17 protein-coding genes are annotated in these 16,199 nt (G+C 68.9%); 8 read left to right on the forward strand and 9 right to left on the reverse strand.

Features of this window, described 5'->3' with window-relative positions; all coding sequences use genetic code 11:
- Window positions 1-15 precede the first annotated feature (15 nt).
- The 5 genes from AVAK2825_RS06770 to pyrB form a co-directional block, all read right to left on the reverse strand.
- The gene (locus AVAK2825_RS06770) at window positions 16-1,008 is read right to left on the reverse strand and encodes a Bug family tripartite tricarboxylate transporter substrate binding protein (protein WP_284395465.1); all 993 of its coding nucleotides are present in this window, start codon (window positions 1,006-1,008) and stop codon (window positions 16-18) included.
- Window positions 1,009-1,085: 77 nt separating this feature from the next.
- On the reverse strand, window positions 1,086-1,985 hold the full coding sequence (xerD, locus tag AVAK2825_RS06775) for a site-specific tyrosine recombinase XerD (protein WP_284395467.1): 900 nt from the start codon (window positions 1,983-1,985) through the stop codon (window positions 1,086-1,088).
- 78 nt (window positions 1,986-2,063) lie between these two features.
- On the reverse strand, window positions 2,064-3,026 hold the full coding sequence (locus AVAK2825_RS06780) for a tripartite tricarboxylate transporter substrate binding protein BugE (protein ID WP_272568039.1): 963 nt from the start codon (window positions 3,024-3,026) through the stop codon (window positions 2,064-2,066).
- Window positions 3,027-3,258: 232 nt separating this feature from the next.
- Complete coding sequence (locus tag AVAK2825_RS06785) at window positions 3,259-3,981, reverse strand: sulfite exporter TauE/SafE family protein (protein WP_284395469.1); 723 nt, start codon at window positions 3,979-3,981, stop codon at window positions 3,259-3,261.
- A 20-nt stretch (window positions 3,982-4,001) separates the two neighbouring features.
- Window positions 4,002-5,048 (reverse strand): aspartate carbamoyltransferase, encoded by a 1,047-nt coding sequence (gene pyrB / locus AVAK2825_RS06790; protein ID WP_284395471.1) that lies wholly within the window; start codon window positions 5,046-5,048, stop codon window positions 4,002-4,004.
- A gap of 188 nt (window positions 5,049-5,236) precedes the next feature.
- Between pyrB and AVAK2825_RS06795 the strand changes: the two genes are divergently transcribed.
- Window positions 5,237-6,157, forward strand: coding sequence for a LysR family transcriptional regulator (locus AVAK2825_RS06795; RefSeq protein ID WP_284395473.1), 921 nt, complete (start codon window positions 5,237-5,239; stop codon window positions 6,155-6,157).
- A 49-nt stretch (window positions 6,158-6,206) separates the two neighbouring features.
- A complete protein-coding gene (locus AVAK2825_RS06800; protein ID WP_284396297.1) occupies window positions 6,207-7,124 on the forward strand; it encodes an AEC family transporter in 918 nt (305 codons plus the stop codon).
- 25 nt (window positions 7,125-7,149) lie between these two features.
- Here AVAK2825_RS06800 and AVAK2825_RS06805 read toward each other — a convergent pair whose 3' ends face one another.
- The 3 genes from AVAK2825_RS06805 to queG form a co-directional block, all read right to left on the reverse strand.
- The gene (locus AVAK2825_RS06805; protein WP_284395475.1) at window positions 7,150-7,893 is read right to left on the reverse strand and encodes an LrgB family protein; all 744 of its coding nucleotides are present in this window, start codon (window positions 7,891-7,893) and stop codon (window positions 7,150-7,152) included.
- A 10-nt stretch (window positions 7,894-7,903) separates the two neighbouring features.
- Window positions 7,904-8,263 carry a CidA/LrgA family protein gene (locus AVAK2825_RS06810; protein ID WP_284395476.1) on the reverse strand — a complete coding sequence of 120 codons (360 nt, stop codon included), beginning with the start codon at window positions 8,261-8,263 and terminating at the stop codon, window positions 7,904-7,906.
- A gap of 97 nt (window positions 8,264-8,360) precedes the next feature.
- Window positions 8,361-9,446, reverse strand: a complete 1,086-nt coding sequence (queG, locus tag AVAK2825_RS06815; RefSeq protein WP_284395478.1) for a tRNA epoxyqueuosine(34) reductase QueG — start codon at window positions 9,444-9,446, stop codon at window positions 8,361-8,363.
- A gap of 12 nt (window positions 9,447-9,458) precedes the next feature.
- Here queG and tsaE point away from each other — a divergent pair, with 12 nt between their 5' ends.
- The 5 genes from tsaE to AVAK2825_RS06840 all read left to right on the forward strand — a co-directional run bounded on the left by tsaE (window position 9,459) and on the right by AVAK2825_RS06840 (window position 13,406).
- The gene (gene tsaE, locus AVAK2825_RS06820) at window positions 9,459-9,974 is read left to right on the forward strand and encodes a tRNA (adenosine(37)-N6)-threonylcarbamoyltransferase complex ATPase subunit type 1 TsaE (protein WP_284395480.1); all 516 of its coding nucleotides are present in this window, start codon (window positions 9,459-9,461) and stop codon (window positions 9,972-9,974) included.
- The gene (locus AVAK2825_RS06825) at window positions 9,971-11,419 is read left to right on the forward strand and encodes an N-acetylmuramoyl-L-alanine amidase (RefSeq protein ID WP_284395482.1); all 1,449 of its coding nucleotides are present in this window, start codon (window positions 9,971-9,973) and stop codon (window positions 11,417-11,419) included. The genes tsaE and AVAK2825_RS06825 overlap by 4 nt, the downstream gene beginning before the upstream one ends.
- Window positions 11,420-11,467: 48 nt before the next feature.
- Complete coding sequence (locus tag AVAK2825_RS06830) at window positions 11,468-11,800, forward strand: cupin domain-containing protein (RefSeq protein ID WP_284395485.1); 333 nt, start codon at window positions 11,468-11,470, stop codon at window positions 11,798-11,800.
- Between the two features lie 178 nt (window positions 11,801-11,978).
- Window positions 11,979-12,206 carry a YMGG-like glycine zipper-containing protein gene (locus AVAK2825_RS06835; protein ID WP_272551696.1) on the forward strand — a complete coding sequence of 76 codons (228 nt, stop codon included), beginning with the start codon at window positions 11,979-11,981 and terminating at the stop codon, window positions 12,204-12,206.
- A gap of 222 nt (window positions 12,207-12,428) precedes the next feature.
- Window positions 12,429-13,406, forward strand: coding sequence for an alpha/beta fold hydrolase (locus tag AVAK2825_RS06840; protein WP_284395488.1), 978 nt, complete (start codon window positions 12,429-12,431; stop codon window positions 13,404-13,406).
- A gap of 54 nt (window positions 13,407-13,460) precedes the next feature.
- On the opposite strand, the gene AVAK2825_RS06845 is transcribed toward AVAK2825_RS06840, so the two are convergent.
- Window positions 13,461-14,105, reverse strand: coding sequence for a DedA family protein (locus AVAK2825_RS06845; RefSeq protein WP_272568021.1), 645 nt, complete (start codon window positions 14,103-14,105; stop codon window positions 13,461-13,463).
- 82 nt (window positions 14,106-14,187) lie between these two features.
- On the opposite strand from AVAK2825_RS06845, the gene mutL reads away from it, so the two are divergent.
- Window positions 14,188-16,182: a DNA mismatch repair endonuclease MutL gene (mutL, locus tag AVAK2825_RS06850; RefSeq protein WP_284395492.1), complete on the forward strand. Its 1,995-nt coding sequence runs from the start codon at window positions 14,188-14,190 to the stop codon at window positions 16,180-16,182.
- Window positions 16,183-16,199 lie beyond the last annotated feature (17 nt).

Genomic DNA, 16,199 nt, shown 5'->3' on the forward strand with positions numbered 1-16,199 from the left:
CCGCGCCCCTTTCGATCAGTTCATCTGAATGCCCGCCGCGCGGATGATGCGGGCGTTGTTCTGCGACTCTTCGGCGATCTGCCGGGCGAAGTCGGCCGCCTTGCCCCCTTGGGGCACGTTGTCGGTGGCTTCGAGCCGGGCGCGCAAGTCCGGCAACGCCAGGGCCCGGTTGATCTCGGCGTTCAGTCGCTCCAGGATCGGAGCCGGCGTGCGGGCCGGCGCGAACACGCCGAACAGCGAACTCACGTTGGCGGCCGGAATGCCCAGTTCGGCCAGGGTGGGCACGTCGGGCAAAGTGTCGAGCCGGGCGGGTGCGCCCACGGCCAGCGCGCGCAGCTTGCCGGCCTGGATGTGCTGCATCACCGCGGGCCCGGCATTGGTGGACAGCACTTCGAACTGCCCGCTGAGCGCATCGTTGAGCTGCTGGCCGCCACCTTTGTAAGGCACATGCGTGATCTTCGCCTGGGTGGACTGCATGATCTGCTCCAGCATGATGTGCCCGAGCGACGCCAGCCCCGAGGTGGCCCAGCGCACCGCCCCTGGCTGCGCCTTCGCGGTGGCGAGCAACTGGCGGAAATCCTTGGCCTGGCTGGCGGACGTGCCCAGCAGCAGCACGGGAGAGACCATCACGCTGGCCACCGGCGCGATGTCCTTGGCCGGATCGAACGGCGATTTGCCCAGGTGCGGGTTCAGCACCAGCGGGCTGATGGACGAAAAGCCCAGCGTGTAGCCGTCCGGCGCTGCCTTGGCCACGGCATCCATGCCGATGGAGCCGCCCGCTCCTGCCTTGTTGTCCACCACCACCGAAGTGCCCAGCTGGGCCGACAGCTTGTCGCCCAGGGCCCGGGCGACCACGTCGCTCACCCCGCCGGCGGGATAGGCCACGACGATGCGGATGGGGCGGGACGGCCAGGCGGCGGCCTGCTGGGCGTGGGCAGCGAAAGGCAGCGTCGAGAGCCAAGAACAGCTGGCGGCCAGCATCCATTGCCGGCGGGAAAGATCGGTCATGAAAAGACTCCGGGTGCGCAAAAGGAACCGCGATTGTCCGCGCGCTGCGGGGCCTGCACCGGCTCCCCGATGCCGGCCTATCCGCGGGGGTGGTGCTGCGCGTGCAGGGCCTTGAGCCGCTCCCGCGCCACGTGGGTGTAGATGGTGGTGGTGGAGATGTCCGCATGCCCCAGCAGCAGCTGCACCACGCGCAGGTCGGCCCCGTGGTTGAGCAGGTGCGTGGCGAAGGCATGGCGCAGCGTGTGCGGCGACAGCGGCACGGTGATGCCCGCCCCATGCGCCTGCTTTTTCACGATGACCCAGAACATCGCCCGGGTCATGCCCGCGCCGCGCTGCGTCACGAAAAGATCGTCGGTCTGCTGCCCGCCCAGGATGGCCGCGCGCGCCTCGCCCAGGTAGCGCTCCAGCCATGCCGCCGCCTCGTCGCCGAAGGGCACCAGCCTCTCCTTGCCGCCCTTGCCCATCACCCGCAGCACGCCTTCGCGCAGGCCCAGTTGGAAGGTCTTGAGCGTGACCAGCTCGGTCACGCGCAACCCGCTGGCGTACATCAGCTCCAGCATGGCGCGGTCCCGCAGCCCCAACGGGTGGCCGGTGTCCGGGGCCCGTAGCAAGGCCTCCACATGGGCTTGCGAGAGCGTCTTCGGCACGCGCAGCGGCTGGCGCGCGGCCTGCAGCCGAACGGTGGGGTCGGCCACGATGCGCCGCTCGCGCAGGGCCCAGTGGAAATAGCGGCGCAGCACGGTCAGGCGCCGATTGGCCGAGGTGGCCCGGGTCTGCGCATGGCGCGCCGCGAAGTAGCCCTGCAGGTGGTGTTCCTGCGTGCCGTCGATGGCCAACGCGGACGGCTGCTCCGCCAGCCACTGGGCATACAGCGTCATGTCGCGCCGGTAGGCCGCCAGGGTGTTGCGCGAGAGGCCGTCCTCCAGCCACAGCGCGTCGATGAAGGTGTCGATGGAGGTCTGGCTTTCGGGCAGCATCGCAAAACCATAGCACGATAAAAAAGGCCCGCGGGCGGTACCGGCGGGCCTGGTCTGAGCAAGCGAAGACGCGCTGGCTCAGTCGAGCGACAGCTTCTGCTTTTGCACCACGGTCTTGTAGACCTCGAACTCGGCCTTGATCTGCTCGGCGAACTGCTCGGGCGTGTTGCCGATGATGATCGAGCCGGTGTCCTCGATGCGCTTGCGCACGGCCGGATCTTCCAGCGCCTTGCGCACGCCGGCGTTGATCTTGTCCACCACGTCCTTGGGCAGGTTCTTGGGGCCGAGGATGCCGTAGTACGCCATGCGGTTCACCGGCTCCAGGCCCACTTCCTTGAAGGTGGGCACGTTGGGCAGCGCCGCCACGCGCTGGGGCGCGGCGACCACGATGGGCACCAGCCGACCGTCCTTGATGAAGGCCAGCGCCGAAGGCAGGTTGTCGAAGATCATCGGCACCTGGCCGGCCACCGTGTCGTTCAAGGCCGGGCCCGCGCCGCGGTAGGGAATGTGCGTGACGAAGGTGTCGGTCAGGCTCTTGTACAGCTCCATCTGCAGATGGCCGATGCCGCCCGTGCCGGACGACGAGTACGAATACTTGCCCGGCACCTTCTTGATCTCGGCGGCGAAGCTCTTGTAGTCCTTGGCTGGAAAGCTGGGGTTCACCGCAATGATGTTGGGCGTGGCGGCGATGTTGATGATCGGCGTGAAGTCCGTCAGCGGGTTGTAGGGCGTCTTGGGGTTGATCGCCGGGTTGGCCGCCGTGGTGGACACGGTGGCGATGCCCAGGGCATAGCCGTCCGGCGTCGCCTTGGCCGTCTCGGCCGCGCCGACCACGCCACCCCCACCCGCGCGGTTGTCCACGATCACGGGCTGGCCCAGCGCGCGCGACAGCGGATCGGAGATCACGCGGGCGATGATGTCGGTCGTTCCCCCCGGAGCAAAGGGCACCACCAGCCGGATCGGTTTGGTGGGATAGCTCTGGGCCATGGCACTGCCCGTGGCCACGAGGACGGCCAGACCCAGCCAGTTTCGGCGCTGCATAGAAGTCTCCTTGTACTGCTTGAACACGATGAAAACGATGGTGTGCATCCTAATCGCTGACGCACGCCGATCGTGGTCCGCATGGCAGTCCACAGTGAGGGATTTCCCGCACGCGCAAGGGCGGTTCCCGTTGGCAGGAGATGGGTTCAGTGCCGTCGTTGAGGGGGTGGCGTTGCTCCTTGCAAGTGAGGGGTAAGGGCCGGGCGGACCGCGGATGGAAGACGGTCCGGCATCACACCATCGCGTCCCAGATCAGCTTGACGCCGACCAGCATCGTGCCTGCCAGGAAGACGGTTTTCATGCGCTCGGGCGACAGCACCCGGGCCACCCAGGCGCCCATCACACCGCCCAGGGCGCAGCCGATGAAGAGCGGAATGCCCCACTGGAAATCGACCGCGCCGTGGGTGATGAACGTCGTCACGGACGAACCCACCACGAGCAGGTTGAGGCGCGTCATCACCGAAGCGCTGTCGGAAAACGACAGGCCGAAAAAATGCATCAGCGCAAAGATGAGAAAGGTGCCGAAGCCCGCGCCGAAAAAGCCCGAATACACGCACAGCGCGAACACCGTGGCGATGCCGGCCAGCGGCAGACGTGCGGCCGGCGCCGGGGTGGCGGTGCGTGCGGAAAAATCCGTCCGGTAGGTGATCCACAGCACCACGGCCATCATGGCGGCGACGATGATGCGCAGCACCCGGTCATCGACCCCGGTGACGATCAGTGACCCCATCACGGACCCCGCCACCGCCAGGGGCCAGAGCACCCAGGGAATGCGCACCGGGGCCGCCACGGCCCGGCGGTGGGCCAGCGTGCCGGTGAAGAACGAGCCCACGAGCGCGAACTTCACGGTGGCGATGGCCGCGGCGGCGGAATGCCCCATCAGCAGCAGCAGCGGCACGCCGATGGTGACGCCCCCTCCGACCGTCACGGCCACGCCACCCACAACGAGCCCCATCAGGGCCATTGCGCAGAGCATCACCATGCGAGGGACAACTCGTCGTTGCTGAGCACGTCGATCGCGCGGCGCGACAGCGCATCCGCAGCCAATCCCCTGGCGCCACCACCGCCACTGCCGCCAGTGCCGCCGCTTCCTCCCCCCTGCGGCTGCGTCATGTAGCGCCGCAGCACGGCCATGCGCAGCGGCACGCCGTAAGCGGCCTGCAGGAAATACTTGTTTTGCGGGGTCGCGTCCACGTCGGTGTCCAGCTCGTCCGTGCGGGGCAGGCAATGCATCACCGCCAGCCACGGCGGCGCCTTGGCCAGCAGCGCGCGGTGCACGCGGCATTTGTCCAGCTGGCGCTGGTACAGCGCGGCGTCGCTGAACATCTCGCGCTGCACGCGCACGACGTACAGCAGATCGACATGACCCAGCATGGCCTGCACCGAATCGTGCAGATGGATGGGGCGCCGCGCCGCAGCGGCGAGGTCGGCCGGCAAAGGGCTGCCGTCGTCGGCTTCGCTGGCGGCATCGACGGCATGCAGTTCGACGTCGCGAAACTGCCCGAGGCCGACCAGCAGCGACTTCACCGCACGCGAGTAGCGCAGGCCGCCCACCAGCCCCACGCGCAGCCCATCGAGGGTGTCGAAATGCTCGCGGGCGGTGTACAGGTCGATCAGGGTCTGGGTAGGGTGCCGCGCGAGGCCTTCGCCGGCATTGATCAAAGGCACGTCGAGGGTGGCCTTGATCTGCTCCATCACACCATGGTCGGCGTGCCGCGCGACCAGCGCGTCGGAGTAGTAGCCTGCCATGCGGGTGGTGTCGAGCAGGCTTTCGCCCAGGGGTTGGCGGGTGCTGTGCATGTCGCAAACGCTCAGCACGCGTGCACCGAGGCGGTAGGCCGCGGATTCGAAACTCAGCCGCGTGCGCGTGCTGGGCTGGCAAAACAGGGTGAAGACGATCTTTCCGGCCAGCGCATTTCCGAACTCTCCGGGAAACCGCCGAATGTCGTCGGTATCGGAAAACAGCGACTCGATTTCGCTGCGCGAAAGGTCTTCGATGGATATCAGGTTTTTTGAGGCCATGCGCCATCAATCATTGCAGCCGACAAATACAAGGCGCTATCGGTGCGCCAATGCGCACCGATAGCAGCTTGCTCCTCCCCTCCCGGCTTTTTATTCAAGTCTCTGGAGTTTTTGCACAGGATGAATATTGACGGCATTCAATCCATAAGTGAAGATTTGCCGTCTTATACAAAACATAAGCTAAGCCTATGGAACGTACCTTGGATCTCGATCAATTACGGACCTTCGCGCTGGTGCTGGAATTGGGGAGTTTTTCTGCTGCGGCGCAACGGCTGGGGGTGACCCAGCCCGCGGTGAGTCTGCAGGTGAGAAATCTGGAGCGCCGCCTGTCGGTGCGCCTCATCGAGCGGGTGGGCCGCCGCGTGGGCCCGACCTCTGCCGGCGCGGATCTGCTGGCCCATGTGCCGCATGTGACGGCCGCCGTGGCCAATGCCGTGAGCGCCGCCACCTTCCACTCGGCCGGGGTGACGGGGCGCGTGCGGCTGGGCACGGGCCTGACCTCGTGCCTGTACCTGCTGCCGCCCATCCTGCAGGACCTGCGCAAGCGCTTTCCATCGCTGAGCATCCTCGTGAGCACGGGCAACACGGAGGACTACGTGCGCCGCATCGAGGACAACTCGATCGATGCCGCCATCGTGACGCTGCCCATTGTCTCGCGTGCGGTCGCCGTGGTCCCCATCCTGGAGGACGAGCTCATGGCCATCTGCCGCCGAGGCACCTGCCACTGGCCGCGGGCGGTCACCGCGCAGATGATGAACCAGCACCCGCTGGTGAAGTTCGAGACCGGCAGCAGCACGCGCGGGATCGTGGACGACTGGTTGAGCGCTGGCGGCACCCTGCCCACGCCCGCGCCCGTCATGGAATTCGACAGCGTGGAGGCCATCAAGGCGATGGTGGCGGCGGGCCTGGGCTGCGGCATCCTGCCGCGCATGGCGCTGTCGGGCCACAGCCGCCGCCATGAAGACCTCGAACTGCGGCCGCTGGACCCGCCCCTGTACCGCACCCAGGCCCTCATCACCCGCCACGACAAGCCCATGAACCGGGGGCTTCAGAAGGTGATCGAGGCCATCGTCGAGGGCGGCAGGGCCGCGGCGCGGGCCGGTCCCTGAGGCGTCACCCGCGCCCGGCTTCGGGGGCCACCGGGGCGGGCCGCGCGGTATCCTGCGGGCCGTGAATTACGCGCAGCTCCTCCTTCCCGACTTTGCCCTCATCCTGTGCGGTTACCTGGTCTGCCGCTACACGGCCCTCAACCGCGCCGTGTGGCAACCGGTGGAAAGCCTGGTGTACTACCTGCTCTTTCCCATCCTGCTGTTCCAGTCCATCGTCAAAAGCCCGATCCAGATCGGCGAGGCCTCGGGGCTGATCGGTGCCGGCGTGGCGACGGGCCTGGTCGGCATCGCACTGGCCTACAGCCTGCCGCGGCTGCCCGGCCTGCGTGGCCGCATCGACCCGCGCGACCACGCGGCCAGCGCCCAGGTGGCGTTCCGCTTCAATTCCTTCATGGGCCTGGCGCTGGCGGAACGACTGGCGGGCCCACAGGGCCTGCTGCTCATCGCCGTGCTGATCGGCGTGTGCGTGCCGCTGTTCAACGTGGCCGCGGTGTGGCCCATGGCGCGCGCGGGCCAGCACGGTTTTTTCAAGGAGCTGCTGCGCAACCCGCTGATCGTGGCCACCGGATCTGGGCTGGCGGCCAACCTGCTGGGCTTTCACATTCCCGTGTGGATGGAGCCCACGGTGAGCCGCATCAGCGCGGCGTCGCTCGCGCTCGGACTCATGGCAGCCGGCGCGGGCATGCAGTTCGGCCTGCTCACGCGCGGCAAGCTGCTGTCGGCATCGGTGCTGGCGATCCGCCACCTGGTGCAGCCGGTGATCGCGTTCGGCATGGCGCGGCTGCTGCGGCTGGACGGGGTGCAGACCACGGTGCTGATGGCTTTCTCCGCCCTGCCCACCGCGTCCACCTGCTACGTGCTGGCGGCCCGCATGGGCTACAACGGACCCTACGTGGCCGGGCTGGTGACGCTGTCCACCGTGCTGGGGGTGGTCAACCTGCCCTTCGCGCTCGCCGTGCTGCGCTGACAAACCCATGCGGCCCACGGGCCGCTCACCACACGCCGACCCAGTGCAGGAGCGCCGCCATCACTGGCATGAGCAGCGCCGTGGCGATGCCGTTGAGCGCCATGGCCAGCGCGGCGAACGAGCCGGCGGTGGCGTTGGTCTGCAACTCACGCGCCGTGCCGATGGCATGCGCCGTCAGCCCCACGGCGAAGCCGCGCACCACCGGGTCGCCATCGAGCCGCAGCACGCGCAGCAGCGGGCCGGCCATCACCGCGCCGGCGATGCCGGTGACCGCCACGGCCACCGCAGCCAGCGATGCGATGCCGCCCAGCCGCTCGGCCACGGCGGTCGCGATGGGAATGGTGGCCGACTTGGGCGCGAGCGACATCAGCGTCTGCATCGACCCGCCCAGCGCCCACGCCACGAGCACGGCCGATCCGATGGCCGCCACCGATCCGGCAAGCAGCGCGATCACCACCGGCCGCCAGATCTGCCGGATCCGGCCGAGTTGCCCGTACAACGGCACCGCCAGCGCCACCGTGGCCGGGCCGATGAAGAAATGGATCAGCTGCACACCCTCGAAGTACACCGGGTACGGCACGCCGAGCGCCAGCAGCACGCACACGATGCCCACCACGGCCGTGAGCACAGGCAGCAGGAACGGGTTGTGGCCGCTGCGCCGGTACAGCCACAGCGCCGCGAGGTAGGCCAGCAGCGTGAGCGTGAGCCAGGTCAGCGGGGAGCGCTCCAGCGCCCCCAGCGCGGCCAGGCCGGTGGCGGGATCCGTCATGCAGGCGCCTTCATGCCGACGGACCCGCGCGCCGACCGCGCGCCAGCAGCCAATGCAGGGTGAGCGCCGTCACGGCCATCGTCACCGCCGCACCGACGATGCAGGCGATGAGGAAGGGCTTCCACTCGTCCGCCACCCGGCCGAAGTGCACCATCACGCCGGTCACGGTGGGGATGAACAGCAGCATCATGTGCTGCAGCAGGGTGGACGCGGTGGTGGCCAGCGCTTCGGGCACGCGCCGCCGCCAGGCGAGCCAGGCCAGCAGCCAGAGCATGCCGACCAGGGCGCCCGGCAACGGCCAGCCCGTCAGGCGCACCGTGGCCTCTCCGAGCAACTGGAAGGCGATGAGAAGGCACAGGGCTTGGATCATGGGCAGGCCGGTATTGTCGGCCAGCTGCAGCCCACTCGCACCCGGGCGTTTTGCCGCAGGCGAACGCTATTTATTTGATAGCACGATGCCCTAGTACTTATTGTGCTGGAGGCCATTTTTGCTCCAAGCCCCAGGCCACGTGCTCCCGCACCAGGGCGCTGGCGTCGGCGGCGCGGGACCGCAGCGCGGCCTCGACGCCGGCGTCCCCCGTGGCATGCAGCGCATTGCCCAGCGCCACGGCCACGTTGCGCAGCCACCGTTCGTGGCCGATGCGGCGGATGGGGCCGCCTTCCGTCATGCGCAGGAAGGTGGGCTCATCCCAGGCGAACAGGTGCGCGAGCTGCTGCCCGCCCAGGCCGGGCCGCGCGTCGAAATCGGACAGCCCGCTGACCTGCGCGAACTTGTTCCAGGGGCAGATGAGCTGGCAATCGTCGCAGCCGTAGATGCGGTTGCCCATCGGGCGGCGCAGTTCGACGGGAATCGGCCCCGCATGTTCGATGGTGAGGTAAGAGATGCAACGCCGGGCGTCCACCCGGTGCGGCGCGACGATGGCCTGCGTGGGGCACACGTCAATGCACGCCTGGCAACTACCACAATGCGCGGTCACGGGCGCGCTGGGCTCGAGCGGCATGTCCACATAGATCTCGCCCAGAAAGAACATGGAGCCCGCCTCGCGGTTGAGCACCAGCGTGTGCTTGCCGCGCCAGCCCTGCCCGCTGCGGCTGGCCAGCTCCGCCTCCAGCACGGGCGCCGAATCGGTAAACACCCGGTGCCCGACCGGCCCCACGGCCTCGCCGATGCGGTCGGCCAGCCTCTGCAGCCGCTGGCGCAGCACCTTGTGGTAGTCGCGCCCCCGGGCGTACACCGACACGATGCCTTCGGAGGGGCGCTCCAGCCGCGCAAACTCCACGGCCTGCCAGCCGGGGCCGGCGCCCGGCGCGCCGTGCGCCGGCCCGGCTGGCGTGTCGCGCGGCAGGTAGTCCATGCGCGCGGTGATCACGCTCACGGTGCCGGGCACCAGTTCGGCAGGCCGGGCGCGGCGCAGGCCGTGGGTTTGCATGTAATGCATGTCGCCATGGAACCCTTGCGCCAGCCACTGCATCAACCCCGGTTCTGCGGACGACAAATCCACACCGGCCACGCCGATTTGGGAGAATCCCAATTCGCGGGCCCAGCCTTGCATTTGAGGAACGAGTTGACTGCTGCTGAACATCACCCCCGGATTGTAGAAAGCCCCCCCGCGGACACGCCCGTCGCGCTGCGCTGGGAGAGCGAGGAAGACACCGCCGCCTTCGCCGCCCGGCTGGCTGCCCAAGCCCCGATCGCCAATGCCTTCATCACCTTGCACGGCGATCTGGGCGCCGGCAAGACCACGCTGGTGCGCCACCTGCTGCGTGCGCTCGGCGTGCAGGGCCGCATCAAGAGCCCGACCTATGCCGTGGTGGAGCCGCACGAGGCACCGGGGCTGTCCATCTGGCACTTCGACTTCTACCGCTTCAACGACCCGCGCGAGTGGGAAGACGCGGGCTTTCGCGACATCTTCGCGGGGCCGGGACTCAAGATCGCGGAATGGCCCGAAAAGGCTGCCGCGCGCATCCCCGTTGAAGACCTTGCTATACACATTGAAGCAGGGGATGATGGCGAGCGGCACGTCACCCTGCAGGCCCGCACCGCATCGGGCCGCACCCTTGCACAAGGATCGAAGGCATGAGCGAAGCGCCACCCCCCCATCCACCCAGCCGGCGGTCGCTGCTCCAGGCCGGCACGCTGGTGCTGCTGCTGGGCACGCAGCAGATCGCGCGCGGTGCCAGCATCCTGGCCGTGCGCGTCTGGCCGGCGCAGGACTACTCCCGCGTCACCATCGAATCCGACCGCCAGCTGGTGGCCAAGCAATTTTTCGTGACCACGCCGCCCCGCCTGGCAGTGGACATCGAAGGCATCGACCTGAACCCCGAGCTGCGCGAACTGGTGGCCAAGGTGAAGGCAGACGATCCCAACATCGCCGGCATCCGCGTGGGCCAGAACGCGCCCAACGTGGTGCGGCTGGTGCTGGACCTCAAGCGGCCCGCCCTGCCCCAGGTGTTCACGCTGCCGCCGATCGCGGCCTACCAGCACCGGCTGGTGTTCGACCTGTACCCGGCCGAGCCCGAAGACCCGCTGGAGGCCCTCATCGCCGAGCGCCTGCGCGAAGCGCCGCCGACCGCGCCCCTGCCCAACATCGCCGCCGCCAAGCCCGGCACGGCGGGCGATCCGCTGGGTGAGCTGATCGCCCAGCAGATCCAGCGCCCCGGCGCGCCGCCCCCGCCGGTGGGCCTGCCCGCCCCGGCCGCGCCCGCCGCACCGCCAACGGCCGTGGCAGCGGCCGCTGCCGCCCCCACCCCGCCGCACGCGCCGTCGCCGCCACCGGCCACGCCCGCCATCGCGAAGGCGACCGACCGGCTCATCATCGTGGCGCTGGACCCCGGCCATGGTGGCGAAGACCCCGGCGCCACCGGCCCCGGCGGCACACGCGAGAAGGACATCGTGCTCAAGGTGGCGCACCTGCTGCGCGACCGCATCAACGCCACCACGGTCGGCGGCAATCCGATGCGGGCCTTCCTGACCCGCGACGCCGACTATTTCGTGCCGCTGGGCGTGCGGGTGGACAAGGCCCGGCGCGTGCAGGCCGACCTGTTCGTGAGCATCCACGCCGACGCCTTCACCACGCCCGCGGCGCGCGGCGCCAGCGTGTTCGCGCTGAGCCAGGGCGGCGCCTCCAGCTCGGCCGCGCGCTGGCTGGCCAACAAGGAAAACCAGTCCGACCTCATCGGCGGCCTGAACGTCCGCGTGCAGGACCGGCACGTGCAAAGCGCCCTGCTGGACATGAGCACCACGGCGCAGATCAACGACAGCCTGAAGCTCGGCAGCGTGCTGCTGGGCGAGATCGGCAGCATGGCCAAACTGCACAAGCCGCGCGTGGAGCAGGCCGGCTTTGCCGTGCTCAAGGCGCCGGACATTCCCAGCGTGCTCGTGGAAACCGCCTTCATCAGCAACCCCGAGGAAGAGGCCAAGCTGCGCACCGCCGCCTACCAGCAGCAATTGGCCGACGCGCTGATGCGCGGCATCACGCGATACTTCGCCAAGAACCCGCCGCTGGCACGCAGCCGGTCCGTCTGACGGCTCGGCGGGCCTGAGCGCGTGACCTGAAACCACGAGGAGAACCCCATGGCCCTGCACCACGCACGTTCCGGAGAAGTCGTCAGCCTGAGCCCGCTGGGCGACCGGCTGGCGAGCGCCGCCACCACGGCCATCATCAAGGCCACCCAGCTGGAAGTGATCCGCGTCGTGCTGGCGGCCGGCAAGGATTTGCGCCAGCACGACACGCCCGGCGAGATCACCGTGCAGTGCCTGGAGGGCGAGGCGGAGTTCCACACCGCTGGCGGGGCGCGCCTGCTGCGCCCGGGCGACTTCGTGCACCTGCAGCCCCGTGCTGCGCATTCGCTGCGCGCGGTGAGCGATGCCTCGCTTCTCGTGACCATCTGCCTGGCCCCGGGCTGATCCGCAGGCCGCGGTCAGGTGGGGCACCTCCTACAGCACGCGGCCTCGCCTGCCTACACCGCAGTCGCGGCGCCGGGGCGATAGTGCAGGCATGGGTTGGGACAGGCAAATGCAGCGGTTTGAATGGATCGCTGCCCTGTCCGGATCCCATGCCCTCACAGATACCAGGAGCCAAGTCATGAACTACCGCCATCTCGTTTCCGCCGCCGCTGTCGCAGCCGCACTCGGCCTCGTCGGCTGCTCTTCCAACCCCACCAATGCACAGATCGGTACCGGCGTAGGCGCCGTCGCCGGTGGCGTGCTGGGCAGTGCCGTCGGTGGCACCACCGCGACCGTGATCGGTGCCGGCGCCGGTGCGCTGGTCGGCCACGAACTCGGCGAAGACCGCGATCAACGCCGCCGCTGATCTCACAGGGATGGTTTAACCCCCATCCTTTCGATCACAAAACGCCTGCAGGGCCCCAGTGCCCTGCAGGCGTTTTTGCGTGGGTGCCAAGCGGAGCGTCTCCCAAAAGCACGGATGCAAAACGATAAAGCGTCTCGCCACTAACCGATACGGTTTAGTACATTTAAAGCGCGTGGGTGCGGCTAACATTCTTGGCTTGTTCCACTCTGCAGAATGCATTCCATGCGCCCGTCGTCCCTGGCCCCCGCCAACGAACCTCTTTCGCCCGAGCCTGCGCTGAGCCGCCGCCGTGCCGCACTGCAACTGATGGCCATACCCGCCGCCATCGCGTCGGGCAGTGCCCTGGCGAACGGCACGGCGGATGCGGCGAGCGCTGCAGTCAAGAAGCGATTCACCACATCGCAAGGCTGCCACCTGCACTACCAGGATCGTGGCCGGGGCCCGGTCGTGCTGCTCGGGCACAGCTACCTGTGGGATTCTTCGATGTGGGCGCCCCAGATCCTGGCGCTGTCGCGCCACTTCCGGGTCATCGCGCCCGACCTGTGGGGCCACGGCGCGTCGGGGCAACTTCCCGTCGACACGCAGGACCTGAAAGGCCTGGCGGCGCAGATGCTGGAACTGCTCGACGCCCTGCACGTCCGCGAATGCGCCGTGGTCGGCCTCTCGGTCGGCGGCATGTGGGGGGCGGAGCTGGCGCTGAAGGCGCCGGACCGAGTTCGCAGCCTCGTAATGATGGACACCTACCTCGGGGCCGAGCCCGAGGCCACGCGCCTGCGTTACTTCAGCCTGCTCGATGCGATCGAGGCCGGCGGGCAGATCACCCAGCCGCTGGTGGATGCCATCGTGCCGATCTTCTTTCGGCCCGGCACCGATCCCTCGAGCCCCCGCCCCGCCGCGTTCGGCCGCAGCCTGGCGGCGATGGCGCCCGATCGATTGCGTCAATCGGTGGTGCCGCTGGGCCGCATCATCTTCGGCCGCGCCGATGCGATGGACCGGCTGGCTGCGCTCCGCCCCCCGACCACGCTGCTCATGTGCGGCGACGAGGACATTCCCCGCCCGCCGCACGAGATGCACGCCATGGCCGAGGTGATCGGCTGCGATGCCGTGGTGATCCCCGAGGCCGGCCACATTTCGAACCTGGACAACCCGGAGTTCGTCACCCGCCAGCTGCTGCAGTGGCTGGACCGCACGATGCGCTGACAGCGCATTCGCTTTGGCATCGGGGATGGGGCGCGCGGTGCCCCCGGCGCCCGCTCAGGCCGTTTTCTGGCGGCCGGCGCGCCAGCCGCCGTAGAGCGCGATCAGGCCCGGCACCAGGATCAGCGCCCAGATGATCTTGTCCAGATTGGCCTGCACCCACGGGAAGTTGCCGAAGAAGTAGCCCGCCGTGCAGATGCCCAGCACCCACAGCAGCGCACCGCCCACGTTGAACGCCGTGAACTTCGCCCGGCCCATCTCGGCCACGCCGGCCACGAAGGGCGCGAAGGTGCGGATGAAGGGCATGAAGCGCGCCAGCACGATGGTGACGCCACCGTAGCGTTCGTAGAAGTCGTGCGCCTGCTGGAACGCGCGCCGGTTGAACCAGCGCGAATCGGGCCACTGGAACACCTTGGGCCCGAAATAGCGCCCGATGGTGTAGTTGCACTGGTCTCCGAGAATGGCCGCCGCGATCAGCACCGCGCAGGCCAGCGGAAAGTTCATGAGCCCCGCACCGCACAGCGCACCGACGATGAACAGCAGCGAATCGCCGGGCAGGAACGGCATCACCACCACACCCGTCTCGACGAAGACGATGAGGAACAGCAACGCATACACCCACGGGCCGTAGGCGCTGACGAAGGCCGCCAAGTGCTTGTCCACGTGCAGGATGAAGTCGATCAGGAACTGGATGATTTCCAAGGGCGGACCTTCTGAGGAAAGTGGGATGGCGGGATTGCCAATGCGGCGCGTACTCTAACCGCACTGCCTAGAATGCCGGGCAATGACCACAGAGCCCACCCTGCGCCGACCGATCCGCGACCTGCCCGACGAACTCATCAGCCAGATCGCGGCCGGCGAGGTGGTCGAAAGGCCCGCCTCCGCCGTGCGCGAGCTGGTGGACAACGCGCTCGACTCCGGCGCCACCCAGATCGCCGTGCGCCTGCTGGCCGGCGGCGTGCGGCTGATTTCGGTGGAAGACGACGGCAGCGGCATCCCTCAGGAAGAACTGCCGATCGCCCTGCGGCGCCACGCCACCAGCAAGATCACCAATCTGCACGACCTCGAATCCGTGGCCACCATGGGCTTTCGCGGCGAGGCGCTCGCCGCCATCGCTTCGGTGTCGGAAATGGCCCTGCTGTCGCGCACCGCGGAGCAGGCCAGCGCTTTCCTGCTGGATGCGCGCAGCGGCGAACTGCGGCCCGCCGCACGCAGCCAGGGCACGACGGTGGAAGTGAAGGAACTGTTCTTCGCCACGCCAGCGCGGCGCAAATTCCTCAAGACCGACGCGACCGAACTGGCCCACTGCATCGAGGCCGTGCGCCGCCACGCGCTCGCCCGTCCCGATGTGGGCTTCGCCATCTGGCACGAAGGCAAGCTGGTCGAGCAGTGGCGCGCCACCCTGGCCGCTGGCGACGAGTCCGATGGCGCGCTGCAGCAGGCGCTCAACCGGCGGCTGGCCGACGTGCTGGGAGACGACTTCCTCGCGGAATCGGTCGCTGTGCGCCACCGCCACGGCGCCATCACGGTGACCGGCCGCGCCGGCCTGCCGGATGCGGCCCGCTCGCGCGCCGACCAGCAGTTCTGCTACGTGAACGGCCGCTTCGTGCGCGACAAGGTGCTCACGCACGCCGCGCGCGCCGCCTATGAGGACGTGCTGCACGGGCAGAAGCAGCCCGTGTATGCGCTGTACGTGGCCATCGACCCGCTGCGGGTGGATGTGAACGTGCACCCCACCAAGATCGAGGTGCGCTTTCGAGACAGCCGCGAGGTCCACCAGGCCGTGCGCCATGCGGTGGAGAACGCCCTGGCCGTGCCCCGTGCCCAGGCACTCGCCACGAGCGGCTCCACCGAGACGGTGCCAGGGGCGGCCGCCCCGGCCCCTGCTCCCGGCATCGCGCCCGGCTGGAAGGCGCAGGCGGCGATCCGGTTCGATGAGCCTGTGGTCGGCCACCGGGTGACCGACCTGCAGGCGCTGTGGGGATCGCCGAAGGGGCCCGGCGCCGGCGCACAAGACAGCGCCTTCCCGGCCGGTGTGCAGGAGCCGCGCGCCGAATGGGGCCATGCCGGCGCAGCCGGCGCCGCGGCGGCCGGCACCGTTGCCTGGACTCCGCCCCCCTCCCCGCAGACCACCCCCTCTTCAGCCGCCGACGTGACGCCTGCGCCGCCCGCGCCGGACGACGACGCGCCGGCCTGGCCCCTGGGCCGCGCCGTGGCGCAGATCCAGGGCGTCTACATCCTGGCGGAGAACGCCCACGGCCTGGTCATCGTGGACATGCATGCCGCGCACGAACGCATCGTGTACGAGCGGCTCAAGGCGCAGGTGGACGGCAGCGAGCGCATCGCCAGCCAGCCGCTGCTGATCCCCGCGACCTTCGCCGCCACGCCGCAGGAAGTGGCCACGGCCGAAGCCCAGGCCGACACGCTGTCGATGCTGGGGCTGGAGATCGCCCCCTTCTCCCCGAAGACGCTGGCCGTGCGCGCCGTACCCACCTCGCTGGCCCAGGGCAATGCGGTGGAACTGGCACGCAGCGTGCTCGCGGAGTTGTCAGCACACGACGCCAGCACCGTGGTGCAGCGCGCCCGCAATGAAATTCTGGGTACGATGGCCTGCCACGGCGCGGTGCGCGCCAACCGCCGGCTCACCCTCGACGAAATGAACGCCCTGCTGCGCCAGATGGAAGTCACCGACCGATCCGACCAGTGCAATCACGGCCGCCCCACCTGGCGGCAACTGTCCATGCGCGAGCTGGACGCCCTCTTCCTGCGCGGACGCTGATCCCCGGGCGCCGCAGG

Source organism: Acidovorax sp. SUPP2825, assembly GCF_030158995.1.
Taxonomy (GTDB): domain Bacteria; phylum Pseudomonadota; class Gammaproteobacteria; order Burkholderiales; family Burkholderiaceae_C; genus Paracidovorax.